This is a genomic window from Paenirhodobacter ferrireducens (genome assembly GCF_004022265.1).
GTDB lineage: Bacteria > Pseudomonadota > Alphaproteobacteria > Rhodobacterales > Rhodobacteraceae > Rhodobacter > Rhodobacter ferrireducens.
The window spans coordinates 56,555-79,941 of sequence record NZ_SAVB01000002.1 but is presented as its reverse complement, the minus strand read 5'-3'; the positions used below and the strand labels follow the sequence as shown (position 1 = coordinate 79,941).

At 67.0% G+C, this 23,387-nt stretch carries 26 protein-coding genes; 10 read left to right on the top strand and 16 right to left on the bottom strand.

From position 1 onward, the window contains the following. Positions 1-26: 26 nt before the first annotated feature. From EOW65_RS01885 to EOW65_RS01865, 5 genes are all read right to left on the bottom strand, one after another. Positions 27-632 (bottom strand): hypothetical protein, encoded by a 606-nt coding sequence (locus EOW65_RS01885; protein ID WP_128147316.1) that lies wholly within the window; start codon positions 630-632, stop codon positions 27-29. A gap of 31 nt (positions 633-663) precedes the next feature. Beyond that, entirely contained in the window at positions 664-1,197 is a 534-nt protein-coding gene (locus EOW65_RS01880) for a hypothetical protein (RefSeq protein ID WP_128147315.1), read from the bottom strand. A 105-nt stretch (positions 1,198-1,302) separates the two neighbouring features. Continuing rightward, positions 1,303-2,817: a Fe-S cluster assembly protein SufB gene (gene sufB, locus EOW65_RS01875; protein ID WP_240664447.1), complete on the bottom strand. Its 1,515-nt coding sequence runs from the start codon at positions 2,815-2,817 to the stop codon at positions 1,303-1,305. 36 nt (positions 2,818-2,853) lie between these two features. Further along, complete coding sequence (locus tag EOW65_RS01870; RefSeq protein ID WP_128147313.1) at positions 2,854-3,930, bottom strand: cysteine desulfurase family protein; 1,077 nt, start codon at positions 3,928-3,930, stop codon at positions 2,854-2,856. 157 nt (positions 3,931-4,087) lie between these two features. Continuing rightward, a complete protein-coding gene (locus EOW65_RS01865; protein WP_128147312.1) occupies positions 4,088-4,546 on the bottom strand; it encodes a Fe-S cluster assembly transcriptional regulator IscR in 459 nt (152 codons plus the stop codon). A gap of 193 nt (positions 4,547-4,739) precedes the next feature. Here EOW65_RS01865 and EOW65_RS01860 point away from each other — a divergent pair, with 193 nt between their 5' ends. Genes EOW65_RS01860 through EOW65_RS01840 form a run of 5 tightly spaced genes read left to right on the top strand, consistent with a single transcriptional unit; the run spans position 4,740 to position 7,961 of the window. Continuing rightward, complete coding sequence (locus tag EOW65_RS01860) at positions 4,740-5,399, top strand: alpha/beta hydrolase (protein ID WP_113898714.1); 660 nt, start codon at positions 4,740-4,742, stop codon at positions 5,397-5,399. Beyond that, positions 5,399-5,662 carry a hypothetical protein gene (locus EOW65_RS01855; RefSeq protein ID WP_128147311.1) on the top strand — a complete coding sequence of 88 codons (264 nt, stop codon included), beginning with the start codon at positions 5,399-5,401 and terminating at the stop codon, positions 5,660-5,662. Before EOW65_RS01860 ends, EOW65_RS01855 begins: the two co-directional genes overlap by 1 nt. Continuing rightward, positions 5,659-6,258: an HD domain-containing protein gene (locus EOW65_RS01850; protein ID WP_128147310.1), complete on the top strand. Its 600-nt coding sequence runs from the start codon at positions 5,659-5,661 to the stop codon at positions 6,256-6,258. Before EOW65_RS01855 ends, EOW65_RS01850 begins: the two co-directional genes overlap by 4 nt. Then, positions 6,255-6,686 carry a hypothetical protein gene (locus tag EOW65_RS01845; protein ID WP_128147309.1) on the top strand — a complete coding sequence of 144 codons (432 nt, stop codon included), beginning with the start codon at positions 6,255-6,257 and terminating at the stop codon, positions 6,684-6,686. The genes EOW65_RS01850 and EOW65_RS01845 overlap by 4 nt, the downstream gene beginning before the upstream one ends. A gap of 60 nt (positions 6,687-6,746) precedes the next feature. Continuing rightward, positions 6,747-7,961: an NADP-dependent isocitrate dehydrogenase gene (locus tag EOW65_RS01840; RefSeq protein ID WP_128147308.1), complete on the top strand. Its 1,215-nt coding sequence runs from the start codon at positions 6,747-6,749 to the stop codon at positions 7,959-7,961. Between the two features lie 56 nt (positions 7,962-8,017). Here the strand turns inward: EOW65_RS01840 and EOW65_RS01835 are convergent, their stop codons facing one another. Next, entirely contained in the window at positions 8,018-8,254 is a 237-nt protein-coding gene (locus EOW65_RS01835; protein WP_128147307.1) for a hypothetical protein, read from the bottom strand. A 413-nt stretch (positions 8,255-8,667) separates the two neighbouring features. Between EOW65_RS01835 and EOW65_RS01830 the strand changes: the two genes are divergently transcribed. The 4 genes from EOW65_RS01830 (at position 8,668) to typA (ending at position 12,208) form a co-directional block, all read left to right on the top strand. Continuing rightward, positions 8,668-9,285 carry a YitT family protein gene (locus tag EOW65_RS01830; protein WP_128147306.1) on the top strand — a complete coding sequence of 206 codons (618 nt, stop codon included), beginning with the start codon at positions 8,668-8,670 and terminating at the stop codon, positions 9,283-9,285. Positions 9,286-9,359: 74 nt separating this feature from the next. Continuing rightward, a complete protein-coding gene (locus EOW65_RS01825; RefSeq protein ID WP_121532378.1) occupies positions 9,360-9,974 on the top strand; it encodes a YitT family protein in 615 nt (204 codons plus the stop codon). Between the two features lie 19 nt (positions 9,975-9,993). Then, positions 9,994-10,326, top strand: a complete 333-nt coding sequence (locus EOW65_RS01820; protein ID WP_128147305.1) for a DMT family transporter — start codon at positions 9,994-9,996, stop codon at positions 10,324-10,326. 61 nt (positions 10,327-10,387) lie between these two features. Next, the gene (gene typA / locus EOW65_RS01815; RefSeq protein WP_128147304.1) at positions 10,388-12,208 is read left to right on the top strand and encodes a translational GTPase TypA; all 1,821 of its coding nucleotides are present in this window, start codon (positions 10,388-10,390) and stop codon (positions 12,206-12,208) included. Between the two features lie 86 nt (positions 12,209-12,294). On the opposite strand, the gene EOW65_RS01810 is transcribed toward typA, so the two are convergent. The 4 genes from EOW65_RS01810 to EOW65_RS01795 all read right to left on the bottom strand — a co-directional run bounded on the left by EOW65_RS01810 (position 12,295) and on the right by EOW65_RS01795 (position 16,717). Next, the gene (locus EOW65_RS01810) at positions 12,295-13,371 is read right to left on the bottom strand and encodes an ABC transporter ATP-binding protein (protein WP_128147462.1); all 1,077 of its coding nucleotides are present in this window, start codon (positions 13,369-13,371) and stop codon (positions 12,295-12,297) included. Between the two features lie 47 nt (positions 13,372-13,418). Continuing rightward, positions 13,419-14,225, bottom strand: a complete 807-nt coding sequence (locus EOW65_RS01805) for an ABC transporter permease (protein WP_128147303.1) — start codon at positions 14,223-14,225, stop codon at positions 13,419-13,421. Then, positions 14,222-15,103, bottom strand: a complete 882-nt coding sequence (locus EOW65_RS01800) for an ABC transporter permease (RefSeq protein ID WP_128147302.1) — start codon at positions 15,101-15,103, stop codon at positions 14,222-14,224. Before EOW65_RS01800 ends, EOW65_RS01805 begins: the two co-directional genes overlap by 4 nt. 201 nt (positions 15,104-15,304) lie before the next feature. Further along, positions 15,305-16,717 carry an aminotransferase-like domain-containing protein gene (locus tag EOW65_RS01795; RefSeq protein WP_128147301.1) on the bottom strand — a complete coding sequence of 471 codons (1,413 nt, stop codon included), beginning with the start codon at positions 16,715-16,717 and terminating at the stop codon, positions 15,305-15,307. A 90-nt stretch (positions 16,718-16,807) separates the two neighbouring features. On the opposite strand from EOW65_RS01795, the gene EOW65_RS01790 reads away from it, so the two are divergent. Beyond that, on the top strand, positions 16,808-17,005 hold the full coding sequence (locus tag EOW65_RS01790; protein ID WP_128147300.1) for a DUF1127 domain-containing protein: 198 nt from the start codon (positions 16,808-16,810) through the stop codon (positions 17,003-17,005). Between the two features lie 148 nt (positions 17,006-17,153). Here EOW65_RS01790 and EOW65_RS01785 read toward each other — a convergent pair whose 3' ends face one another. The 6 genes from EOW65_RS01785 to EOW65_RS01760 form a co-directional block, all read right to left on the bottom strand. After that, the gene (locus EOW65_RS01785) at positions 17,154-17,354 is read right to left on the bottom strand and encodes a hypothetical protein (RefSeq protein WP_128157197.1); all 201 of its coding nucleotides are present in this window, start codon (positions 17,352-17,354) and stop codon (positions 17,154-17,156) included. A gap of 155 nt (positions 17,355-17,509) precedes the next feature. Further along, positions 17,510-18,805 (bottom strand): amidohydrolase family protein, encoded by a 1,296-nt coding sequence (locus tag EOW65_RS01780; protein ID WP_128147299.1) that lies wholly within the window; start codon positions 18,803-18,805, stop codon positions 17,510-17,512. Beyond that, complete coding sequence (locus EOW65_RS01775) at positions 18,802-19,749, bottom strand: ABC transporter permease (protein WP_128147298.1); 948 nt, start codon at positions 19,747-19,749, stop codon at positions 18,802-18,804. Before EOW65_RS01775 ends, EOW65_RS01780 begins: the two co-directional genes overlap by 4 nt. Then, entirely contained in the window at positions 19,746-20,792 is a 1,047-nt protein-coding gene (locus tag EOW65_RS01770) for an ABC transporter permease (protein ID WP_128147297.1), read from the bottom strand. Before EOW65_RS01770 ends, EOW65_RS01775 begins: the two co-directional genes overlap by 4 nt. Then, positions 20,782-22,314 (bottom strand): ABC transporter ATP-binding protein, encoded by a 1,533-nt coding sequence (locus EOW65_RS01765; RefSeq protein WP_128147296.1) that lies wholly within the window; start codon positions 22,312-22,314, stop codon positions 20,782-20,784. Before EOW65_RS01765 ends, EOW65_RS01770 begins: the two co-directional genes overlap by 11 nt. Beyond that, entirely contained in the window at positions 22,311-23,330 is a 1,020-nt protein-coding gene (locus tag EOW65_RS01760) for a BMP family protein (protein WP_128147295.1), read from the bottom strand. The genes EOW65_RS01765 and EOW65_RS01760 overlap by 4 nt, the downstream gene beginning before the upstream one ends. Positions 23,331-23,387 lie beyond the last annotated feature (57 nt).

Here is a 23,387-nt window from a genome sequence, read left to right as displayed (position 1 = left end):
TTCGTCCTTCGGATGGCGGGCGCCGGTCACAGCGGGCGCAGGTAGGTGGCGATGATCTGGCCAAGTTTCGCCGGCTCGATCACGGTGGGGGGCGCGGTGAAGACGGCCATCCGGCCGACCATTCCGCCCAGCGGACAGAAGGTCTCCATCGCGTGATACTGCTCGCGCCCGGCGTAATCGTCCCACAGGATGGTCACCGGGCGGGTGATGCGGAAGAGCGTGGTGAGGAAGCACGCCGCGCGGAAGCGGCCGTCGATCAGCACCACGTCGGGGTGGAGAAAATCGGGCCTCTCCCAGACCGACAACGCATAGCCCGGCCAGGCGCGGAACTGCCGCTCGGTCTTCGGATAGCCCCATTCCTTCGTCGGGCCGATCTTCGCGTGATGCAGCTCGACCCGGCCCGCGGGCGGTGTGGCGGCGAACCAGGCGCGCATGCCCGCGAGCCATTTCGCGTCGCTCTCGACCGAGAACACGGTCTTGCCCGGCATCTCGGCCGCGAGCGCCGTCGAGCCGCCCGAGCCGTATTCGAGAATGACATCCGCCGCCGCATAGGCCGCGCGCACGGCCTCGGCCTCGGCCTCGGGCAGGGTCAGGACCGGGCGCACGGGGGCGGGTTTCGCGGGCTTCGCCATCACGCGCCCTCCCCGGTCCGGCACTGCGGTCTCAGAAGGTGAAGAGCTTCTCCCGGAACACGAGACTTGCGGGTGCGGTCGCCGCCTGCTCGCTTTCCACCCAGCGATAGGTGAAGGCAAGCCCCGCCGCGTCGGGCGCCCAGAAGGCAAGGTTGTGCAGCGTCATCGCGGCCAGCACCACGCCCGAGAGCTGCGCCGCCCAGAGCCCGGTGCCACGCAGCCGCAGCGCCAGTCCAAGCGCCACGGTCAGCGCCAGTCCGAAGCCGACCCCGGTCAGCATCGCGCGGTCGCTCAGCACCTGTCCGGCCTCGGGTAGCGACAGGAACCGGGCCCGCAGCGCGACCGAGGCGGCATAGGACACCATGCCGAGCGTGACGCAGAGCGTCAGGGCCAGCGGCGAGGCCGCGCCATGCGGCGCGGGCGCCCGCACCCCGGCGAAATCCTCGACCGAGCGCACAAGAACCTCCTCGGCGCCCACATGCAGCACGACACGGCCCTTGGTGCGCGCGCGTTCCCGCTCGATCCGGCTCAGCCGTTCGTTGAAGGATGCCGTCGAAATGGTCATGCGCCGCCCCCATCCAGATGTTGTCGTCCGGACGGAACCCAACACCTCGATCTTGCCCGAATTGCGGCAAGCGAGCGGGAAAAGCGTGACCTGCGGCGGCGTGTCTCACCCGACCGACCCTTCGAGGCTGATCGCGACGAGGCTTTGCGCCTCCATCGCGAATTCCATCGGCAGCGCCTGCAGCACCTCGCGGCAGAAGCCGTTCACCACCAGCGCCACGGCCTCCTCCTCATCCATGCCGCGGGCGCGGCAGTAGAAGAGCTGATCGTCGTCGACCTTCGAGGTGGTGGCCTCGTGCTCGACCCGGCTCGAGTTATTCTTCACCTCGATATAGGGCACGGTGTGGGCGCCGCACTTGTCGCCGATCAGCAGGCTGTCGCATTGCGTGTAGTTGCGCGAGTTCGTCGCGCGCGGGTGCATCGAGACGAGGCCGCGATAGGTGTTCTGCGCCTGCCCCGCCGAGATCCCCTTCGAGACGATGCGCGAGCGGGTGTTCTTGCCCAAATGCACCATCTTCGTGCCGGTGTCGGCCTGCTGATAGTTGTTGGCGATGGCGATCGAGTAGAACTCGCCCTGGCTGTCGTCGCCGCGCAGCACGCAGGATGGGTATTTCCAGGTGATCGCCGAGCCGGTCTCGACCTGCGTCCACATCACCTTCGCACGCGCCTCGCGGCAATCGGCGCGCTTGGTGACGAAGTTGTAGATCCCGCCCTTGCCGTTCTCGTCGCCGGGGAACCAGTTCTGCACGGTCGAATATTTGACCTCGGCATCCTCGAGGATGACGATCTCGACCACCGCCGCGTGCAGCTGCGCGGTGTCGCGCTTCGGCGCGGTGCAGCCCTCGAGATAGCTGACATAGGCGCCGCGGTCGGCGATGATCAGGGTGCGCTCGAACTGCCCGGTGTTCTCGGCGTTGATGCGGAAATAGGTGCTGAGCTCCATCGGGCAGCGGGTGCCCGGCGGGATGTAGACGAAGGAGCCGTCCGAGAACACCGCGGCGTTCAGCGTGGCATAGAAGTTGTCGGTCTGCGGCACGACCGAGCCGAGGTATTTCTTCACCAGCTCCGGGTGGTCCTTGATCGCCTCGGAGATCGAGCAGAAGATCACCCCCGCCTCGGCAAGCTTCGCCTTGAAGGTGGTGCCGACCGAGACCGAATCGAAGACCGCGTCGACGGCGACCTGACGCTCGCCCTCGGGCATGTCCTCGGCGCCCTCGACCCCCGCGAGGATCAGCTGTTCCTTCAGCGGGATGCCGAGTTTCTCATAGGTGGCCAGAAGCTTGGGGTCGACCTCTTCGAGCGAGCGCGGCTTCTTCTCCATGCTCTTCGGCCGGGCGTAGTAGTAGAGATCCTGGAAGTCGATCTTCGGCACATCGAGCAGCGCCCAATGCGGTTCCTCCATCGTCACCCAGCGACGATAGGCGGCCAGCCGCCATTCGAGCATCCACTCGGGTTCGTCGTTCTTCTTCGAGATCAGCCGCACGATGTCTTCGGAAATGCCCTTCGGGGCATAGTCCATCTCGATCTCGGTCTCCCAGCCGTATTTGTAGGAGCCCATGTTCTGGACCGCCTCGATGGTCTCGCGGTCCACGCCTTCGCGGATCTCAAGTTCCTGTTCCAACGCCGTCTTCCTTTCCGCGTCTGCGCCGGGCACGTCTCAGCGCCTTGCGCGGTGTTTGCGAAGCGCCCCGAGGAATGCCTCGGCGAAGCGCAAAACCTCGTCCCGTCCGATCCCGGGGCCAAGCGAGATCCGCAGTGCCGAGGCGGAGGCGTCTTCCGGCCAGCCCATGGCGCGCAGCACCTTGCTCGCGCGGACCTTGCCGGAGGAACAGGCCGAGCCCGCGGAAACCGCGTAGCCCAGCAGATCCATCCGCATCACCTGCGTTTCCCCCTTCCACCCGGGGCTTATCACCGAAAGCGTGTTGGGCAGGATCGCGGGCGTGTCTCCCTGCGCCCCCGATCCGCCCTCAGCGATCTCCCAGCCCGGAAAATAGACTTCTTTCGTCGGGTATTCCAGAGCATTCTTTAGAATACTTCTAACTTCGGCGACCTCGTCCCAGACGCCCGCCGCCAGATCGCGCGCCGCGGCCTCGGCGGCGGCGCCGAAACCGGCGATGCCGATCAGGTTCTCGGTGCCGGCACGGCGGCCCATCTCCTGCCCGCCGCCCTTCAGCTGCGCGGCGATGTCGGTGCCGCGCTTCACGACGAGCGCGCCGATGCCCTTCGGCCCGCCGAGCTTGTGCGCCGAGACGATCCCCGCGGTCAGCCCGAGCCAGTTGAAGGCGAAGGGGATCTTGCCGAAGGCCTGGGTCAGGTCGCTGACCGCCAGCCCCTCGGGCAGGGTCTGGATCACCCCGGTCTCGGAATTGGCGAGCTGCAGCGTCGCCTGCGCGGGATCGGGCACGCTGACGCGCCCCAGCCCGTCGACGGGCAGCGTGGGCGCGCACCAGGCCTGAACCGCATCATGCTCGACGCCGGCGCAGGCAAGGTCGCGCCCGGCAAGCGCCAGCGAGGCCGCCTCGGTCGCGCCCGAAGTGAAGATCACGTCCTGCCCCTCGGCGCCAAGTGCGGCCGCGACCTGCGCGCGCGCGCGTTCGATCAGCGCCTTCGCCGCCCGCCCCTCGCCATGCACGGACGAGGGGTTGCCGGGCACCTCCATCGCCGCAAGCATCGCCGCCTTCGCCTCGGGGCGCAGCGGCGTCGTGGCATTCCAGTCGAGATAGAGGCGGGACATCAGGCCGTGCTCCCGGCCCCGGCCGAGGATGCCTCCGGCGGGAGTATTTGGGCAAGGAAAAGCGGGGCCCCTTCGGAACCTGCCGCTGCGGCTTTTTCTTGGCAAAAATACTCCCCGCGGAGCGCCCCGCAGGTGCCGCCGGCGCTGCCCTCGGGCATTACTCGTCCACCACCGAGAACAGGCTCGGCACCGCCGGGCAGGGTTTCAGGCCGTTCTTCACCACATCCTCGAGCGAGGTCTGGTGCAGGAAGACGAAGACCTGCGCGCTTAGGCTTTCCCACAGCCGGTTCGACAGCGACTGCGCGCGCGAGCCCGAGATGCCCCCCGAGGCGCCGGCGCCGACATGCAGCGCCGAGACGGTTTCGTCCACCGCCTCGAAGATGTCCGAGATACGGATGTCCTTCGGCTCCTTCGCCAGCTTGTAGCCGCCGCCCGGGCCGCGCACCGAGGTGACCAGCCCCGCCCGGCGCAGCCGCACGAAGAGCTGCTCGAGATAGGGCAGCGAGATGTCCTGCCGCTTCGAGATCTCGGCAAGCGAGGTCATCTGCCCCGCGCCCACCGTCGCCAGGTCGACCAGCGCCACCATTGCGTAGCGCCCTTTCGTCGAAAGCTTCATCCTCCACCTCCCGCGCCGCAGCGAAATCCCTGCGCAAGCATTGACGCCGGGCCCTGGGCCGCTTAACTCGAAAGCACCCGAACCCCGGCATGATGCCGGGCCCGTTCGTCCTAGGGTGTCCGAGCGAAAGCGTCAAGAACGCGCACCGCCGCCCCCCCCCTTTGGACGCACGCGATTGAGCAGGCGAGAGACGATGCCCGAAGTCATTTTTCCCGGTCCCGAAGGTCGCCTCGAGGGCCGCTACCATCCGCAACCCATCCCGGACGCGCCGATCGCGATCATTCTTCACCCCGATCCGAAATTCGGCGGCACGATGAACAATCGTGTCGTCTACAACCTGCATTACGCCTTCCACAAGATCGGCTTCACCGTGCTGCGGTTCAACTTCCGCGGCGTCGGCCGGTCTCAGGGCGAATATGACGAGGGCATCGGCGAGCTGTCGGATGCCGCCTCGGCGCTCGACTATCTGCAGGCGATGAACCCGAACTCGAAACATTGCTGGGTCGCGGGTTTCAGCTTCGGCGCCTGGATCGGCATGCAGCTGCTCATGCGCCGCCCCGAGATCACCGGCTTCGTCTCGGTCGCGCCGCCGGCGAACATGTATGATTTCAGCTTCCTTGCGCCCTGCCCCTCCTCGGGTCTGATCATCAACGGCACCGCCGACCGCGTGGCGCCGCCGAAGGACACCCACACGCTGGTCGGCAAGCTGCGCGAGCAGAAGGGAATCACCATCTCGCACGAGGAGATCGAGGGGGCGGATCACTTCTTCAAGGACGACGAGGCGCATATGAAGCCGATGATCGACCATGTGCAGACCTATGTCCGGCGCCGCCTGACCGAGGGGTCGCGCTGATGGCGCTGATCGACGAGCTGGCCGACGACCTCGCCGCCAAGACCATGGCGGCGATGAAGGAGCTCGACGACGACCGCTTCTACATGCAGGTGGCGAAGGTGATCGGCACCTCCTCGCCCTCGCTGCAGGAGGCCTTCATGACCTCCTGCCGGTTGCGGATCTCGGCGCAGCGTGGCGAGTCCTTCCTCAATGACGCGCTGAAGGCCTGGCGCGAGGGGGCCACCGCGCCCGCCGCGCCGCGCGGTGCGGAGGGCGGGCATTGACCGAGCCCCGCCTTGCGCAGCAATTCGCCTTCCTGCTCGAGGCGGAAAAGCTGAAATCCGTCACCCGCGCGACGCCGATCGCCGACAACAGCCGGCGCGAGAACTCGGCCGAGCACAGCTGGACGCTTGCGCTCTACGCGCTGGTGCTGGCCGATCAGGCGGCGCCCGGCGTCGACGTGAACCGCGCGATCCGGATGCTTCTGCTGCACGACCTCGTCGAGATCGACGTGGGAGATGTGCCGATCCATTCGGGCAATGGCGCCGCGCATGACGCGCCTGCGGTGCAGGCGGCCGAGGCCGCGGCGGCCGGGCGGCTGTTCGGCCTTTTGCCCGCCGATCTCGGCCCCGAGCTGCGCGCGATCTGGACCGAGTTCGAGGCGAACGAGACCCCGACCGCGGTCTTCGCGAAATCGCTCGACCGGGTGCAGCCGGTGCTGCTCAACCATCTGGGCGGCGGCGGGTCGTGGCTGGAATATGACGTGACCTGGCCGCAGCTTGAAACCCGGGTCGGCGGCAAGGTCGCGCGCGGGCTGCCGCGGGTCTGGGACTGGGTCGAGGCGAAGATCCGGCCGTGGTTCGAGGGCCGCGGCAGATGATCCCGCTGGCGTCGATCGTGGCCCGTTTTGCCGCCGCGATCGCGCTGCCGGTTCTGGCGTGGCTGATCGGCGCCCTTGCGGTGCACCTCGCCCTGCCCGCCCCCGAGACCGCGCCCGAGAGTTTTCCGCTTGCGGCCCTCGTGTTGCGTACCCTGCCGATGCTGGTGGCGATCGCGCTGTGCGGTGTCATCGCCGAGGATCGCGCGCCCTACATGGGCTTCGTCAACCTGCTCACCACCGCCTGGGTCGCGCTCTTCATCGTCAACCTGCTTGGCGTGCTGGCCGCGACGCCCGAGGGCAAGGACGGACAGGCCGCGCTGATGACCGCCGTCGTGCTCAGCGCCGCCGCGGCGCTGCCCGGAACCGCGCTTGCGACCTTCCTCTGGCTGCGGCGGCGAAAGTCGGTATACCAAGGCATACAGCACTAGTCAGGCACCCTGAAATCGGCTAAGACGCAGCCGACGAGTCATCCAACCGAGGAGGCACCTGTGACGAAGATCAAGGTAGAGAACCCCGTCGTCGAGCTCGACGGCGATGAAATGACCCGGATCATCTGGGAGTTCATCAAGAAGAAGCTGATCCTTCCCTATCTCGACATCGACCTGAAGTACTACGACCTCGGTATCGAGAATCGTGACGCGACCGAAGACCAGGTCACCATCGACGCTGCGAACGCGATCAAGCAGTACGGCGTGGGCGTGAAATGCGCCACCATCACGCCGGACGAAGCCCGCGTCGAGGAATTCGGCCTGAAGAAGATGTGGAAGTCGCCGAACGGCACGATCCGCAACATCCTCGGCGGCGTGATCTTCCGCGAACCGATCATCTGCAAGAACGTGCCGCGTCTCGTTCCGGGCTGGACCCAGCCGATCGTCGTCGGCCGTCACGCCTTCGGCGACCAGTACAAGGCCACCGACTTCCGCTTCCCCGGCAAGGGCAAGATCACGATGAAATTCGTGGGCGAAGACGGCACCGTGCAGGAATATGACGTGTTCGACGCCCCCGGCGCCGGCGTCGCCATGGGCATGTACAACCTCGACCAGTCGATCATCGACTTCGCCCGGTCGTCGATGAACTACGGCCTGATGAAGGGCTGGCCGGTCTATCTCTCGACCAAGAACACCATCCTCAAGGCCTATGACGGCCGCTTCAAGGACCTGTTCCAGAAGGTCTACGAGGAAGAGTTCGAAGAGAAGTTCAAGGCTGCCGGCATCCATTACGAGCATCGCCTGATCGACGACATGGTCGCCTCGGCGCTGAAGTGGTCGGGTGGCTACATCTGGGCGTGCAAGAACTACGACGGCGACGTGCAGTCGGACACCGTGGCGCAGGGCTTCGGCTCGCTCGGCCTGATGACCTCGGTGCTGCTCACCCCCGATGGCAAGACCGTCGAGGCGGAAGCGGCGCATGGCACCGTGACCCGTCACTACCGCCAGCACCAGGCAGGCAAGGAAACCTCGACGAACTCGATCGCCTCGATCTTCGCCTGGACCGGCGGCCTGAAGCATCGCGCGAAGCTCGACAACAACGCGGCGCTGATGACCTTCGCCACCACCCTCGAGAAGGTCTGTGTGCAGACCGTCGAGGACGGCTTCATGACCAAGGACCTCGCGCTGCTCGTCGGCCCGGATCAGAAGTGGCTCACCACCATGGGCTACCTCGAGAAGGTGGACGAATACCTGAACAAGGCGCTGGCCGGCTGAAGAAGCCCGCCGCGCAGGGAGGGAAGGGCCGGCGCTTGGCGCCGGCCCTTTTCGTGTCACCACATGTGTCTCAGCCAATCGGGCATCGGCGGCGACGCCCCCCGCGGCGGCAGACCCACATCGCGCCGCAGGTGATCGTCAAGCATGTCGAGCCGGGCTTTCGTGCGCCGCATGCCATCGCCGCGCAGTGCGGCGGCCAGCAGGGCAAGGAAGACACGCCGCAGCCCGTGACGGGCCACGATGGCATCGAGCAGCGACAGGCTGAGAGTGGAAACGGGATCGGTCTTGGTCATTTTCTGGTCCGGGCGGCACGCGCCACCGGCCTCCTTGAGTTGCGGAAAGGAAGACCGGACACGGCGGAACCCGACGAGGCCGGAAGCGGCCGCGGGCTGTCAGGGGTATCCGGTCGGAGGTTTCAGAAAGGGCGCCGGAGCGCCCGGGGCAGGAAGGTCAGGCCTGTCGGTAATAGGCCTGCGCCGAGGCGCCATGAGTGGCGCTCTGCCCACCGGCGGGGAGTGCGAATGCAAAATTGGTCATGACCCGCCCTCCTCGTCTGAAATTGCCGGATGGCGGCACCCTGCCCCGCCACTGCGAGTCGCGCCAAGGCAAAAGATGCCGCGTAGCGGCCTGACGGCCACAGACGTTGCGCATCTGCCACAGTCGCGCCCTCTTGCCGCATTGCGCCGTGCATGAGAGAACCGCAGCCATGATGCTGCTCACCTCGCCCGCCCCCGACCGCCACACCGCCCTCGAAGATGCGCAGGGGCTCGTCTCCGGCACGATGCTGACCGCGCTCTCGGTCAGCTTCCTGCATGCGACGGGTCTGTTCACCGGGCAGATCGCCGGGCTGTCGCTGGTGTTGAGCTATGTCACCGGGATCGGCTTCGGCACGCTGTTCTTCTGCCTGAACCTGCCCTTCTACTGGCTCGCCTTCCGCCGCATGGGGGCAAAGTTCACGCTCAAGACCTTTGCCGCGATCGCGCTGATGTCGGGTTTCACCACGCTGGCGCCGCATCTTCTGGACTTCAGCCGGCTGAACATGGCGGCGGCGGCGGTGCTGGCGGGGGTGATCTCGGGCGCAGGTCTGCTGATGCTGTTCCGCCATGGGGCAAGCCTTGGCGGCGTCGGCATCGTGGCGCTCTACCTGCAGGACAAGACCGGCTTCAAGGCCGGCAAGACCCAGGTGATCTTCGATTGCGGCGTGTTCCTGTTCGCGGCCTTCGTGCTGCCCTTCGACAAGGTGCTCTGGTCGCTGCTTGGCGCGATGGTGCTGAACGTCATCATCCTGATCAACCACCGCCGCGACCGCTACATCGCACACTGACCATGCGTCCGGTGCATGGCTGTCATGCACAAGGATGAATGGACGGCGCGACGGCGCGGCGCGATTATTAGGTCATGGATGCTGACCTTCGCCCCGAGAAACACTACACCCTCTTCGAGGATCTCCAAGGCCTCGTGATCGCCTCGGCGCAGGCCGCGCTCGGGCTGCATCTGCTGCGCGCGGCGGGGCTGGTGACGGGGGGCACCGCGGGGCTTGCGCTGATCCTGAGCTATGTCACGCACTGGAGCTTTGGCGCGATCTTCTTCGTCATCAACATCCCGTTCTACGGCTTCGCCTATTACGCGCGCGGCATGGTGTTCTGCATCAAGAGCCTGATGACCGTCACCTTCGTGTCGCTGATGGCCGAGGCGCTGAAGCCGCTGGTGCAGATCACGGCGATCAATCCGGCGGCGGCGGCGGTGCTCTTCGGGGTCTCGACCGGGGTCGGGCTTCTGGGCCTCTTCCGGCACTCGGGCTCGCTCGGCGGGGTGTCGATCGTCGCGGTGATCTTGCAGGACAAATTCGGCTTCAAGGCGGGCTGGACCCAGACCATCCACGACCTGATCCTGTTCGCCGCCGCGCTGACCATCATGCCCTGGCATCAGGTCGCTTGGTCGCTTCTGGGCGCGGTGGTGCTGAATGTGGTGATCGCCTTCAACCATCGGCGCGACTGGTATATCGTCACCTGACATCTGCCGGGGCCCGCGCTTGAAAACCTATCTCTATCTGCTGATCGCCGTCGCCTTCGAGACCTTCGGGTCAAGCTGTCTTCAGGCCTCGAACCAGTTCACCCGGCTCTGGCCGACGCTGGGCGTCGTCGCGGGCTTTGCCGGCGCCTTCTGGTTCTTCTCGCTGGTGCTGCGCGATCTGCCGCTTGGTGTCACCTATGCGCTGTGGTCGGGCATCGGCATGGTGCTGATCGCAGGCTCGGGCTGGCTGCTCTTCGGGCAGAAGCTCGACCTTGCCGCAATTCTCGGCATCGGGCTGATCCTCGCCGGAATCATCGTCATCAACCTGTTTTCATCGGCCGCTACGCACTAGGTGCTGGCATCGCCGCGGCTTTTGCCGTAAGGCCGGGCCAAATTCTGACAAGGCTGAACTCATGGACATTCGCAACATTGCGATCATCGCACACGTCGACCACGGCAAGACGACCCTCGTCGACAAGCTCCTGCAGCAATCGGGGGCCTTCCGCGAGAACCAGGCGGTTGCCGAACGCGCGATGGACAGCAACGACATCGAACGCGAACGCGGCATCACCATCCTGGCGAAATGCACCTCGGTGGAGTGGAAAGGCACGCGCATCAACATCGTCGACACCCCCGGCCACGCCGACTTCGGCGGCGAGGTCGAGCGCATCCTGAGCATGGTGGACGGCGTCTGCCTGCTGGTCGACGCGGCCGAAGGCCCGATGCCGCAGACGAAATTCGTGACCTCGAAGGCGCTCGCACTCGGCCTGAAGCCGATCGTGGTGCTGAACAAGGTCGACAAGCCGGCGGCCGATCCGGAAAACGCGCTGAACGAGGTCTTCGACCTCTTCGCCAACCTCGGCGCCACCGACGAGCAGCTCGACTTCCCCCACGTCTATGCCTCCGGCATCGGCGGTTGGGCGGATCTGGAGCTCGACGGCCCGCGCAAGGACCTGTCGGCGCTGTTCGACCTGATCGTGAAACACGTCGAGCCGCCGAAGCAGATCGCGCGTCAGGGCGAATCCTTCCAGATGCTCGCCACCACGCTCTCAGCCGACCCCTTCCTCGGCCGCCTGCTGACCGGCCGCGTCGAGGCCGGCACGCTCAAGGTCGGCGATCCGCTGAAGGCGCTCTCGCGCGATGGCGAACGTCTGGAGCAGTTCCGCTGCACCAAGATCCTCGCCTTCCGCGGCCTGAGCCAGCAGCCGATCGACGAGGCCGTCGCGGGCGACATCGTCACCGTCGCCGGCATGGCGAAGGCGACCGTCGCCGACACGCTCTGTGCGCTCGACATCGACACCGCCCTGCCCTCGCAGCCGATCGACCCGCCGACGATCTCGGTCACCTTCGGTATCAACGACAGCCCGCTTGCCGGCAAGGACGGCACCAAGGTGCAGTCGCGCGTGATCCGTGACCGTCTGATGAAGGAAGCCGAGGTCAACGTCGCGATCAAGGTCGAGGACACCCCCGGCGGCGAAGCCTTCGTGGTCTCGGGTCGCGGCGAACTGCAGATGGGCGTGCTGATCGAGAACATGCGCCGCGAGGGTTTCGAGCTCTCGATCTCGCGCCCGCGCGTGATCTTCCGCGAAGAGAACGGCGAGCGTCTGGAACCGATCGAGGAAGTCATCGTCGACGTGGATGACGAATACTCGGGCGTGGTGATCGAAAAGCTGACCGGCAACCGCAAGGGCGACCTCGTGGAAATGCGCCCGGCCGGCCACGGCAAGACCCGCATCGTCGCCCATGTGCCCTCGCGCGGCCTGATCGGCTATCAGGGCGAGTTCATGACCGACACCCGCGGCAACGGCGTGCTGAACCGCATCTTCCACAGCTGGGCGCCCTACAAGGGCACGATCACCGGCCGTCGTCAGGGTGTGCTGATCTCGATGGAATCGGGCGTCTCGGTGGCCTTCGGCCTGTGGGGGCTCGAGGATCGCGGCAAGCTCTTCATCGGCGCGCAGGAACAGGTCTATGTCGGGATGATCATCGGCGAGCATTCGCGCGAGAACGATCTCGAGGTGAACCCGATGCGTGCGAAGAAGCTGACCAACATGCGCGCCTCCGGCTCGGACGAGGCCGTGCGCCTGACGCCGCCGGTGCGGATGTCGCTGGAAGAAGCGATCGCCTACATCAACGACGACGAACTGGTGGAAGTGACGCCGAAGATCGTGCGTCTGCGCAAGCGCTACCTCGACCCGAACGAGCGCAAGCGTCAGGCCCGCGCCGCGGAATAAGGAAAAGGGGGGCGCTGCCCCCCCTCTTTCATTCGTGCCGGTTCATCCACCAGGCAAAAAGGGGGCCATGCCCCCCTTTTTGATTCTCAGCGGAAAAGCACCAGCGCGCCCGCCGACCAGGCGACGCGGGTGCGGGTGCCGACATCGAGCACCGGGCGGCCGAAGACATTGCGCATCGAGATCCGCACCGGGGCGTCCACGCCGTCGAGCTTGACGTCGTAATAGGTCATGTCGCCGTAATAGACGACCTCGTCGATCGTCGCCGGCGCCTCGCGGTCATGCGCCTGCTGGCCCTCGTAGAGGATGGTCAGGGTCTCGGGGCGGAAGCCCACCACCGGCTCGGCGCCCGAGGCGCGGGCCGAGGCCTGTTCCTCGGTCACCTCGAAGCGGCCGAGACCGCCGACCTCGAGCTGGACGTGGCCCGCGGCCTCGCCGAGGATCTGCGCCGGCAGGAAGTTCATCACCCCGATGAAGTCTGCGACGCGGCGCGAGTTCGGGCGACGGTAGAGGGTTTCGGGATCGGCGAGCTGGGCGATCTCGCCCTCGAACATCACCGCGATCCGGTCCGACATCACCAGCGCCTCTTCCTGGTCGTGGGTGACGAGGACGAAGGTGATGCCCACCTCGCGCTGCAGCTTGATCAGTTCGACCTGCATCTGCTCGCGGATCTTCTTGTCGAGCGCCGAGAGCGGCTCGTCGAGGAGCAGCACCTTGGGCTTCAGGATCAGCGCGCGGGCGAGCGCCACGCGCTGGCGCTGGCCGCCCGAAAGCGCATGCGCCGCGCGCGCGCCATAGCCCTTGAGACCCACCATCTCGAGCGCCTCTTCGACCGCCTTCGCCTTCTCGGCCTTCGAGCGCGGATCACGGCGCAGGCCGAAACCGACGTTCTCGCCCACCGTCAGATGTGGGAAGATCGCGTAGGACTGGAACACCATGTTGGTCGGGCGCTTGTTCGGCGCGACATCGGACATGTCCTTGCCGTCGATCAGCACCGCGCCCGAGGAGATGTCCTCGAAGCCCGCGATGGTGCGCAGGAGCGTGGTCTTGCCGCAACCCGAGGGGCCGAGCAGCGAGAAGAACTCGCCCTCGCGGATCGTCGCCGAGATCCCGCGCAGCGCGTGGTAATCGCCGTAGTATTTGTGGACCTCGTGGAACTCGATCATCTTCGCGCGGCTGTCGAGCGGTGCGCGGGCCGCGGCGTTGAGCTGGCTCACAGGAAACCTCCGGTATCTTTGGCGCCGGTCTTCGCGAGGCCGCGGCGGCGGAAATATTCGGCAGTGGCAAGAAGCACGATCGAGGCGACGACAAGGCAGGTGCCGAGCGCCATGATCATCGGGATCTGCTTCGGGAAGCGCAGCTGCGAGAAAATGTAGATCGGCAGCGTCGTTTCCTTGCCCGCCAGCGAGAAGGCCACGATGAACTCGTCGAGCGAGATGGTGAAGGACATCAGCGCCGAGGAGATGATGCCGGGCGTGACAAGCGGCAGGATGATCAGCCGGAAGGTCGACCATTTCGTCTCGCCAAGGTCATAGGCCGCCTCCTCGAGCGAGCGGTCGAGCGAGGAGAAGGCCGCGTTCAGCACCGCGATCGCATAGGGCGTCGCCATCAGCGTGTGGCCGAGGATGACGGTGAAGAGCGAGAGCGGCATACCGACGGCCAGCAGCACGACCAGAAGCGAGGAGGCGATGATGATCTCGGGCAGCACGAGGGGCAGCATGATCAGCCCCATCACCCCGGTCTTGCCCGGGAACTTGAACCGGGTGCTCGCCCGCGCCGCGAAGACGCCGAGCGTCGTCGACAGGATCGAGGTCGAGACCGCGATGATCAGCGAGTTCTTCAGCGCAAGGCCCAGCGTCTGGTTGGCGAAGAGGTCGCGGAACCAGTCGAGCGTGAAGCCCTTCAGCGGAAAGGCGATGATCGTCCCCGAGTTGAAGGCGAAGACCGGCAAGAGCACGATCGGCGCATAGAGGAAGACGAGGTAGAGGAAGGCATAGCCCTTGAGCGAGGAGAACTTCATTTCGACCCCCGCAGGAAGCGCCGGTTGAGGAACAGGAAGACGAGCGCCACCGCCGCCACCACCAGCATCGCCGAGATCGCCATCGCCGAGCCGAGCGGCTTGTTGTCGATCTTCAGGAGCTGCTGATAGATCACGTTCGCCACCATCGGAAGCTTGCCGCCGCCGATGAGTTCGGGCGTGACGTAGTCGCCGATGGTCGGGATGAAGACGATCATCACCGCGCCGATCACACCGGGCATGGCGAGCGGCAGCGTCACCCGCCAAAAGGTCAGCAGCCGGTTTTCGCCCAGATCGAGCCCCGCCTCCAGAAGCGAGCGGTCGATCTTCTCGAGGCTGACAAAGATCGGCAGGATCGCGAAGGGCGCATAGGCATGGGCGAGCGTGATCGAGATCGCGCCGATCGAGTTCAGCATCTGTAGCGGGTGATCGGTGAGGCCGAGCCCGGTCAGGATCGAGTTGATGACGCCGTTGTAGTTCAGGATCACCTTCCACTGGAACACCCGGATCAGATACGAGGTCCAGAACGGGATGGTGATGAGGAAGAGCCAGCGCGACTTCTTCGCGGCCGGCACGTGGAAGGAGATGAAATAGGCGATCGGGAAGGCGAGCACCACGGTAACCAGTGTCACCAGCCCCGAGACGATCACCGAGCGCAGCAGGATCGAGCGGAAGATCGGATCGCTCCAGGCCTCGGCATAGTTCGCTGTGGTGAGGTCCGGGATCACCACCAGATAGCCGTCGGTGAAGAAGGAATAGGCGACGAGCGTGACCAGCGGCGCCGCCAGCAGCAAGATCGCATAGATCAGCGTCGGGCTGATCATCATGTAGCCGTTTACGGCCTCTGACCGGGCCCATCGCTTCAGAGGGGATGCTGCCATATTCCACCGTCTCCCAAGCGCACCGTCTGTGCGGCGCTTTCGGGCTCACGAAAGCACAAGGCACCGGCAGAGGAAAGGGGAAGCTTTCCGGGTTTTTCGCGGCAGCTGCAGAGCTCTTCGGCAGATGCCTGATTTTTCAGCATGTTTCCGCCTCCTGCGCCGGGGCGGCACGCAGGGGCGCAGCGCGGTTCCGGCCCGGGCTCAGATCGGCAGGTCGCCCGGCGGATTCTCCAAAATCCGCGCAAGGCGACCAGTGGCACGCAGGAAACGCTCTTCGGGCACGCCGCCGGCAAGCGCGATGCGTACCGCATTCGGCGCCGCGCCGTCCTGCAGGATGTATTCATCGGCCGAGCGCAGCAGCACCCCTTCGGCCTCGGCGACCCGCGCGAAGGTCGAGGCGCGCCAGCCGAGCGGCAGCCGCAGCCAGATGAAGCTCAGCCCGGGCTGCCAGCCGATTTCCTGCCCGGCGAAGCGGTCCACCAGAATCTCGAGCCGGCGCGACATCACCTCCTGCGCCGCCCGGCGCAGCCGCATCGCATCGCCCGAACGGAACAACCGGGTGATGATGTCGGTCACCGGCCGCGGCAGGCCGAAAAAGCTGTGCTGCGCGGTCAGCCGCCCGGCCTCGCCCATGCCCTCGGGGGCGACGACGATGCCGAAGCGCATGCCGGCCGAGATCGTCTTCGACAGCGAGGTGACATGCCAGGTGCGCTCGGGCGCAATGGCGCGCAGGCTGTCGAGGCCGGAGACCGGCGCGGTGTAGCAATCGTCCTCGATGATCTGCAGATCATGGCGGCGGGCGACCTCGGCGATGGCGAGGCGGCGCTCGGCCCCCATGCGCACCGTCGTCGGGTTCTGCGCGTCGGGGGTGACGCAGACCACCTGCCCGCCGTACCGCCTGCAGGCGGCATCGAGTGCGGCCGGCACCATCCCCTCGTCGTCGAGCGCGACCGGCACCACCTCGGCCCGGTTCAGCCGCGCGGCGTGGCGGAAGCCCGGATAGGCGAATTCTTCGCACAGCACCACCGGACGGTCGCCGCGCAGGCAGCATTGCATCACGATGTTGATACCGTTCTGCCCGCCGTGGCTCAGCACCAGATCGTCGGCCGAGATCATCGGCTCGAAAGTATAGCCCGAGAACCACTCGATCACCGCCTCGCGGCAAAAGAGGTCGCGCCTCAGCCCGGGATATTCCAGATATTGCCGGCCAAGGTTCTCGGCGGCCTCGCTCATCGCCGTCTTCAGCGCCTCGGTCTGGCCAACATCGGGCAGCTGCGGCGAGCGCAGATCGACGACGCCGTCGTCGTCGTCGCAATCGGTGAGCGGCTGACGATAGAGCGGCTCGGTCGGGCCGAGGCGGCGCGATTGTGTCGATACAAACGTGCCCCGCCCCACAGCCGCCTCGAGCAGCCCTTCCTGCGTGGCGATCTGATACGCGCGCGCCACGGTGCCCGGCGTAACACTCAGCCGCCAGGCCAGATCACGCACGGTGGGCAGCCGCGCCCCCGGCGCAAGATCGCCCCGACGCACCCCTTCGCGCAGGGCCCGCACCAGAGACAGATACTTCGGTCCGGCGTTCTGTGAGAGGTCAGGTTTCCAACTTGTATCTGTCACAATGTTTCCCTGGCACGGATTGTAACGCTTATTATAGGATCTCCATACCAGAGATCACAGGATTGTATCAATACAGAAAAGGGTATCCCCATGTCGTCGCTCACGCTGCGCCGCTCGTCTCTCCGCTCGCTCAAGGCCGTGGCCCTGCTGCGCCTTGTCACGCGCCGGATCGAGACCCGCCGCACCCGTCTGGCCCTTGCGCATCTCGATGCGCATCTGCTGCGCGACATCGGCATCTCCCGGGAAGCGGCGCAGGCAGAAGCGCAGCGCCCGTTCTGGAGAACCTGAGTTCGGGTGCCGCGCAGTCCCCTGTCGGCCCTCTTCCTGAGCCGGGTGCTTGCACCCGGCTTTTTTTCTGCGTTCCGGCACGCCGAATGTCACAAACGCAGAAAGGCCGCGCGAGGCGCGGCCGGGGTCTTGGCGACGAAAGCCGGGGTCAGTGCAGCACGGCCTCGATCGCGATCGAGCGGCGGCGGAGTTCGGCATAGAGCGCAGGCAGCACCTTCAGCTGGCGCGAGGCGCGGGCGAGCGCTTCCTCGAGCTGCGATTCCGAGGTCTTGCCACGCACACGCCAGACCAGCCGGCGCGAGACCCCGTCATCATAGACGATCTCGAGGGCGTCCTCGCGTTTGCGCATGCCAATGAAATCGAAGCCCCCGTCCGGGGCATGAAAACCTGTCTGCATCTGTTCACTGCCCGATTATTTTTTTGTTTCGGTGCCTTGGTGATGCGCCCGACCGCGACTCGGGTCAAGACACGGGGGCGTGAGGGCCGGGCCGTGTCAGGGCCGCGTCACCGCGGCGCCACAGGCGCCCCCGCACCATGACGGCGCGCGACACTCGCGGGGCGCCCGGGCAGGCTCAGCCGCGCGTCGTTGCGCGCACGCTCAGATACCACGCGGCCCTTGGCGATCACGCACAGCCGCTCGGCGCGCAGGCGCAGCGCCTCGACCGGGTGGCCGGCATCGAGCACGACGAGCGAGGCGGTGCAGCCGGGCGCGATGCCATAGCCCTCGAGCCCGATGATTCGGGCATTGCCCTCGGTCACCATCTCGAAGCAGCGCGCCATCTCGGCCGGCGCCGACATCTGCGCCACATGCAGCCCCATGAAAGCCACGTCGAGCATGTCGGCGGTGCCGAGCGAATACCACGGGTCGAGCACGCAATCCTGCCCCCAGCCGACCTCGATCCCTTGCGCCAGCATCTCCTTGACCCGGGTCAGGCCGCGCCGCTTCGGGAAGCTGTCGTGGCGGCCCTGCAGCATGATGTTGATCAGCGGATTGGGGATCGCCGCGATCCGCGCCTCGGCGATCAGCGGCAGGAGCTTGGACACGTAGTAATTGTCCATCGAATGCATCGAGGTCAGGTGGCTGCCCACGGCCCTGCCCTGCAGCCCGGTGCGGGTGACCTCATAGGCCAGCGTCTCGATATGGCGGCTCATCGGGTCGTCGGTCTCGTCGCAATGCAGGTCGATCGGCAGCCCGCGCCCGGCCGCGATCTCGCACAGGTCGCGGACCGAGGCGGCGCCCTCGGCCATCGTGCGCTCGAAATGCGGGATGCCGCCGACCACGTCGACGCCCATGTCGAGCGCGCGGATCAGGGTCTCGCGCCCGCCCGGGGCGCGGTAGAGCCCGTCCTGCGGGAAGGCGACAAGCTGCAGGTCGAGCCAGTCCTTCACCTTTTCCCGAACTTCCAGAAGTGCCTGAACCGTGCGCAGCGCGGGATCGGTGGTGTCGACATGCGAGCGGATCGCCAGAAGCCCCATCGAGGCCGCCCAGTCACAATAGGAAAGCGCGCGCTCGACCATCTCCTCGACTGTCGCCTCGGCGCGCAGCTCGCCCCAGAGCGAGATCCCCTCGAGCAGCGTGCCCGAGGCGTTGATCCGCGGCGTGCCATAGCTGAGCGTGGCATCGAGGTGGAAATGCGGGTCGACGAAGGGCGGCGCCACAAGGCAGCCGGTGGCGTCGACCACCCTGCCCGCCTCGGCCTCGATCCGGCCGACGGCGGCGATGGTGCGGCCGGTGATGCCGATATCCGCCTGCCGCCCGTCGGGCAGCACGCCCCCCTTCACCAGAATGTCGAAGCTCATCTTTCCCCCTTGTTGAACGGCACCATCAGCGCCGCCGGCACGCTCGCGCGGCGCGACATGACGACGAGCGCGAGGATCGACAGAAGATAGGGCGCCATCAGGAACACCTGATAGGGCAGCGTGGCGCCAAGGGCGGTCTGTTGCAACCGGATCTGGCCGGCGTCGAAGGCGGCGAAGAGAAGCGCGCCCAGCACAGCCTTGCCGGGCTTCCAGCCGCCGAAGACGACCAGCGCGATGCAGATCCAGCCGCGGCCGTTCACCATCTCGAAGAAGAAGGAGGAAAAGGCCGAAAGCGTCAGGAAGGCGCCTCCCACGGCCATCAGACCCGATCCGACCGCAACCGCGCCGATGCGCAGCGCGGTGACGGAAAGGCCCTGCGCCTCGACCGCGGCCGGGTTCTCGCCCGCCGCGCGCAGCGCAAGGCCGAGCGGTGTGCGGAAAAGGACCAGCGCCGTCAGCCCCGCCACGACAAAGCCCGCATAGGTCAGCGGCGTCTGCGCAAAGAACCCCTCGCCGATCAGCGGGATCGCGGCCAACCCCGGGATGGGCCAGGGCGCGAAGGGGGTGATCTTGGGCGGGCTCGTGACCTCGGGCAGCGCGAGGCGATAGGCGAAATAGGCCGCCGCCGTCGCCAGCAGCGTGATGCCAAGGCCGACGACATGCTGGCTGAGGCCGAAGGGCACGGTCAGCACGCCATGGAGCAGGCCGAAGGCCATGCCGGCGAGCATCGCGACCCCCACGCCCAGCCACAGCCCGCCGCCCAGATAGACGGTCAGCCAGCCGGCGAAGGCGCCGAAGACCATGATCCCCTCGATGCCGAGGTTCAGCACCCCGGCGCGCTCGCAAATCAGCTCGCCCATCGTCGCGAAGATCAGCGGCGAGGCGATGCGCACCAGCGCCACCCAGAAGCTCGCCGACAGGAAGATGTCGAGAAGGTCGGTCATCGCCACACCACCCGATAGCGCACCAGCTGCATCGCCAGCACCATGTAAAGCAGTGCCGAGGCCAGCAGCAGATCGGCGATATAGCTCGGCACGCCGGCCGCGCGGCTCATCGCATCCGAGCCGACGAAGACCCCGGCGACGAAGAGCGCCGCGACCACCACGCCGCCCGGATGCAGCGCCGCCAGCATCGCGACGATGACGCCGGTGTAGCCAAAGCCCGGGCTGAGGTCGAGGGTCAGCGTGCCCTTGAGCCCGGCAACCTCGGAAAAGCCGGCCAGTGCCGCAAGCCCGCCCGAGATCAGCGCCGTCTTCACCAGCACCGCCCCCACCGGCACCCCGGCAAAGCGCGCGGCGGCCCGGTTCAGCCCCACCGCCCGGATCTCGTAGCCAAGCCGCATCCGCGCCTGCATCAGCCACACCAGCCCCGCCGCGATCAGCGCCAGGCCAAAGCCCCAGTGCAGCCGCAACCCCTCGATCAGCCGCGGCAGGCGCACCGATTTCGCGACCGGCGCCGATTTCGGCCAGCCCATCCCCATCGGGTCCTTCAGCACGCCCTCGAGCAGCATCGACACGACAAGCAGCAGCACGAAGTTCAGAAGGAGTGTGGTGACGACCTCGTCGACACCGAGCCGGGTCTTGAGCAACACCGGGCCGAGCAGCACCAGCGCCCCGGCAAGCGCCGCGGCAAGCCCGATCAGCGCCATGCCCGGAACGCCGGTCACGATCGGATGCGCGCCCAGAACGGCGGTGACCAGCGCGCCCGCGTAAAGCTGCGCCTCGGCGCCGATGTTCCACAGCTTCGCGCGGAAGGCGACGGCGACGGCAAGGCCGGTGAAGATCAAGGGCGTCGCCCGGTTCAGGGTTTCGAGCGCGGCGAATTTCGAGCCCACGGCGCCCGTCACGATCAGCCCGAGCGTGGCGAGCGGATCGGCCCCGGCCGAGAGCGCCAGAAGCGAGCCGGTGACCACCGTCGCGACCAGCGCCGCGGCGGGCAGGCCGAGGCGGCGCAGCAGGCCCGGGTTGGCGACGGGCTCAAGCCGCATGATCGAACCCCGCGCCCGCCATCCATTGTCCAAGCTCGGCCGCGCCCATCGTGCCACGGGCGAAACCGGGCGACAGCCGGCCTTCGGAAATCACCTGAACCACGTCCGACAATCCCATGATTTCATCCAGATCCTCGGAAATGAGCAGGACCGCCGCCCCGGCATCGCGCGCGGCGATCAGGCGGGAATGGACATAGGCCACCGCGCCGATGTCGAGCCCGCGCACCGGCTGGTTCGCGAGGATGATCTTCGGCCGCGCCTCGAGCACCCGGCCAAGGATCAGCTTTTGCATGTTGCCGCCCGACAGCAGCCGGATCCGCGCCTCGGGCCCCGGGCAGCGCACGTCGTAATCGGCGATCAGCTCCTCGGTGAAGCGCCGCGCCGTGCGGTGGTCGAGCAGCCCCGCGCGGGTGAGCTGAGGATAGGTCTCGAGGATAGCGTTTTCGGTCAGGGTGAAATCGGCGATGGTGCCGGTCTTGTGCCGGTCCTCGGGGATGCGGCCGATGCCTGCGGCCAGCGCCGCGCGCGGGCTCCACTCGGCGGGCGCCGCATCCGACAGGATGAGCCGCCCCGAGGTGGGCACGATCAGCCCCGACAGCAGATCGGCCAGTGCTGCCTGACCATTGCCCGACACGCCCGCAAGCCCGGTGATCTGCCCCGCGCGCAGATTGAGGCTGACCTGTTTCAGCCCCGGCCGCGCGCCCTCGTCGGGCGTCGTGACATCGTCAAGCCGCAGCAGCACCGGCCCCGGCACGCCGGCGGCCACCCGCGGCAGCGCGACCTCGGCGCCCACCATCATCGCGGCGAGCGCCGGCGGGCTGGTGTCGGCGGTCGCGACCTCGCCCACCACCTTGCCGTGGCGCAGCACCACGACCCGGTCGGCCGCCGCCATCACCTCGTGCAGCTTGTGCGAGATGAAGATCACCGACAGCCCCCGCGCCGTCGCCCGCCGCAGCGTGGCAAAGAGCGCCTCGCTTTCCTGCGGGGTCAGCACCGCCGTCGGCTCGTCAAGGATCAGCACCTGGGCCTCGCGGTAGAGCGCCTTCAGGATCTCGACGCGCTGACGCTCGCCCACCGAGAGCGCGCCGGTGCGCGCCTCGGGGGCGACCTTCAGCCCGAAATCCTGTGCGAGTGCCCGCACCCGGGCCCGCGCCGCCGCCCGGTTCAGACGGAACGACCACAGCGGCCGGGTGCCAAGGAGAATGTTGTCGAGCACGGAAAGATTGTCGGCCAAGGTGAAATGCTGATGCACCATGCCCACCCCCGCCGCGATCGCCGCGCGCGGGGTGCCGGGGGGAAGCACCTGCCCCATCACCTCGACCGTGCCGGCATCCGCCGTGTAATGGCCGAAGAGGATGTTCATCAGCGTGGTCTTGCCCGCGCCGTTCTCGCCGAGCAACGCCACCACCTCGCCGCGCGCGAGGCTCAGGCTCACCGCGTCATTCGCGGTGAGCGCCCCGAAGCGCTTGGTGATGCCGTCAAGGCGCAGGACGATGTCCGGCGCCGTGCCTGTCCGGGTCACGATGCCTTGGGCTCGCTGTCGTCGACGGTCACGGTGAAGCTGCCGGCCTTGATCGCGGCTTCCTTCTCGGCCACCAGCGTCAGTGCCGCGGCGGGCACCTTGCCCTCGAAGGTGCCGAGCGGCGCAAGGCTGCAGCCGCCGTGGAGCATCGTCGAATAGACGCCGTAATCGGCGGCGGCAAAGCTGCCCGCCGTCACCGCCTTCAGAGCGGCGTCGAAGGTGGGCTGGAAGTTCCACAGCGCCGAGGCGACGACGGTGTCGGGGTAATCGGCCTGAGTGTCGATGACATTGCCGATCGCCAGCGCGCCCTTTTCCTTCGCCGCATCCGAGACGCCGAAGCGTTCTGCATAGAGCAGATCGGCGCCACCCTCGATCATCGCGAAGGCGGTCTCCTTCGCCTTCGGCGGGTCGAACCACGAGCCGATGAAGCTGACCATGAAGCTCGCGTCGGGGCGGGTTTCCTTCACCCCGGCCATGAAGGCGTTCATCAGCCGGTTCACCTCGGGGATCGGGAAGCCGCCGACCATGCCGATCTTGCCGGTCTTCGTCATCGCGCCGGCGATGATGCCGCTCAGATAGGAGGCGTCCTGGATGTAGTTGTCGAAGACACCGAGGTTCGGCGCCTCGTCGCTCGGCGGGAAGGAGGAGCCGAGCAGGAAGGCGGTGTCGGGATAATCGGCGCAGACCTCGCGCGCCTCCTGCTCGACGCCGAAGATCTCGCCGACGATCAGCTTGGCGCCGCCCTCGGCATATTCGCGCATCACCCGCGGATAGTCGGTGTTCGCGGTGTTCTCGGACCAGCTGTAGTCGATCAGCCCCGCCTCCTTCGCCGCCATCGCGGCCTTGTGGATGCGGCTGACCCATTGCTGCTCGACCGGGACGGTATAGACGCCCGCGACCTTCACCGGCGCGGCGGCGCGCAGCCGGCCGGGCAGAACGGCCGTGGCCAGCATCGCCCCCGAAGCGGCAAGCAGGTGGCGGCGCGAAAGGGTGAGCGTCGCGGTCGTCGGTTTCATTCCTGTCCCCCATGTCTGGTGTTTGACCAGACGGTAAAGGCGCGGGGGATTCGCGCA

Coding starts and splice junctions, on each gene's coding strand:
- EOW65_RS01805 (WP_128147303.1), bottom strand. CDS start 14,225: ATGAAGTTCTCCTCGCTCAAGGGCTATGCCTTCCTCTACCTCGTCTTC.
- EOW65_RS01830 (WP_128147306.1), top strand. CDS start 8,668: ATGATGCTGCTCACCTCGCCCGCCCCCGACCGCCACACCGCCCTCGAA.
- EOW65_RS01885 (WP_128147316.1), bottom strand. CDS start 632: ATGGCGAAGCCCGCGAAACCCGCCCCCGTGCGCCCGGTCCTGACCCTG.
- EOW65_RS01785 (WP_128157197.1), bottom strand. CDS start 17,354: ATGCGCAAACGCGAGGACGCCCTCGAGATCGTCTATGATGACGGGGTC.
- EOW65_RS01780 (WP_128147299.1), bottom strand. CDS start 18,805: ATGAGCTTCGACATTCTGGTGAAGGGGGGCGTGCTGCCCGACGGGCGG.
- EOW65_RS01760 (WP_128147295.1), bottom strand. CDS start 23,330: ATGAAACCGACGACCGCGACGCTCACCCTTTCGCGCCGCCACCTGCTT.
- EOW65_RS01880 (WP_128147315.1), bottom strand. CDS start 1,197: ATGACCATTTCGACGGCATCCTTCAACGAACGGCTGAGCCGGATCGAG.
- EOW65_RS01775 (WP_128147298.1), bottom strand. CDS start 19,749: ATGACCGACCTTCTCGACATCTTCCTGTCGGCGAGCTTCTGGGTGGCG.
- EOW65_RS01810 (WP_128147462.1), bottom strand. CDS start 13,371: ATGATCGAGTTCCACGAGGTCCACAAATACTACGGCGATTACCACGCG.
- EOW65_RS01835 (WP_128147307.1), bottom strand. CDS start 8,254: ATGACCAAGACCGATCCCGTTTCCACTCTCAGCCTGTCGCTGCTCGAT.
- EOW65_RS01770 (WP_128147297.1), bottom strand. CDS start 20,792: ATGCGGCTTGAGCCCGTCGCCAACCCGGGCCTGCTGCGCCGCCTCGGC.
- EOW65_RS01870 (WP_128147313.1), bottom strand. CDS start 3,930: ATGTCCCGCCTCTATCTCGACTGGAATGCCACGACGCCGCTGCGCCCC.
- EOW65_RS01790 (WP_128147300.1), top strand. CDS start 16,808: ATGTCGTCGCTCACGCTGCGCCGCTCGTCTCTCCGCTCGCTCAAGGCC.
- EOW65_RS01845 (WP_128147309.1), top strand. CDS start 6,255: ATGATCCCGCTGGCGTCGATCGTGGCCCGTTTTGCCGCCGCGATCGCG.
- EOW65_RS01865 (WP_128147312.1), bottom strand. CDS start 4,546: ATGAAGCTTTCGACGAAAGGGCGCTACGCAATGGTGGCGCTGGTCGAC.
- EOW65_RS01825 (WP_121532378.1), top strand. CDS start 9,360: ATGGATGCTGACCTTCGCCCCGAGAAACACTACACCCTCTTCGAGGAT.
- EOW65_RS01855 (WP_128147311.1), top strand. CDS start 5,399: ATGGCGCTGATCGACGAGCTGGCCGACGACCTCGCCGCCAAGACCATG.
- typA (WP_128147304.1), top strand. CDS start 10,388: ATGGACATTCGCAACATTGCGATCATCGCACACGTCGACCACGGCAAG.
- EOW65_RS01860 (WP_113898714.1), top strand. CDS start 4,740: ATGCCCGAAGTCATTTTTCCCGGTCCCGAAGGTCGCCTCGAGGGCCGC.
- EOW65_RS01800 (WP_128147302.1), bottom strand. CDS start 15,103: ATGGCAGCATCCCCTCTGAAGCGATGGGCCCGGTCAGAGGCCGTAAAC.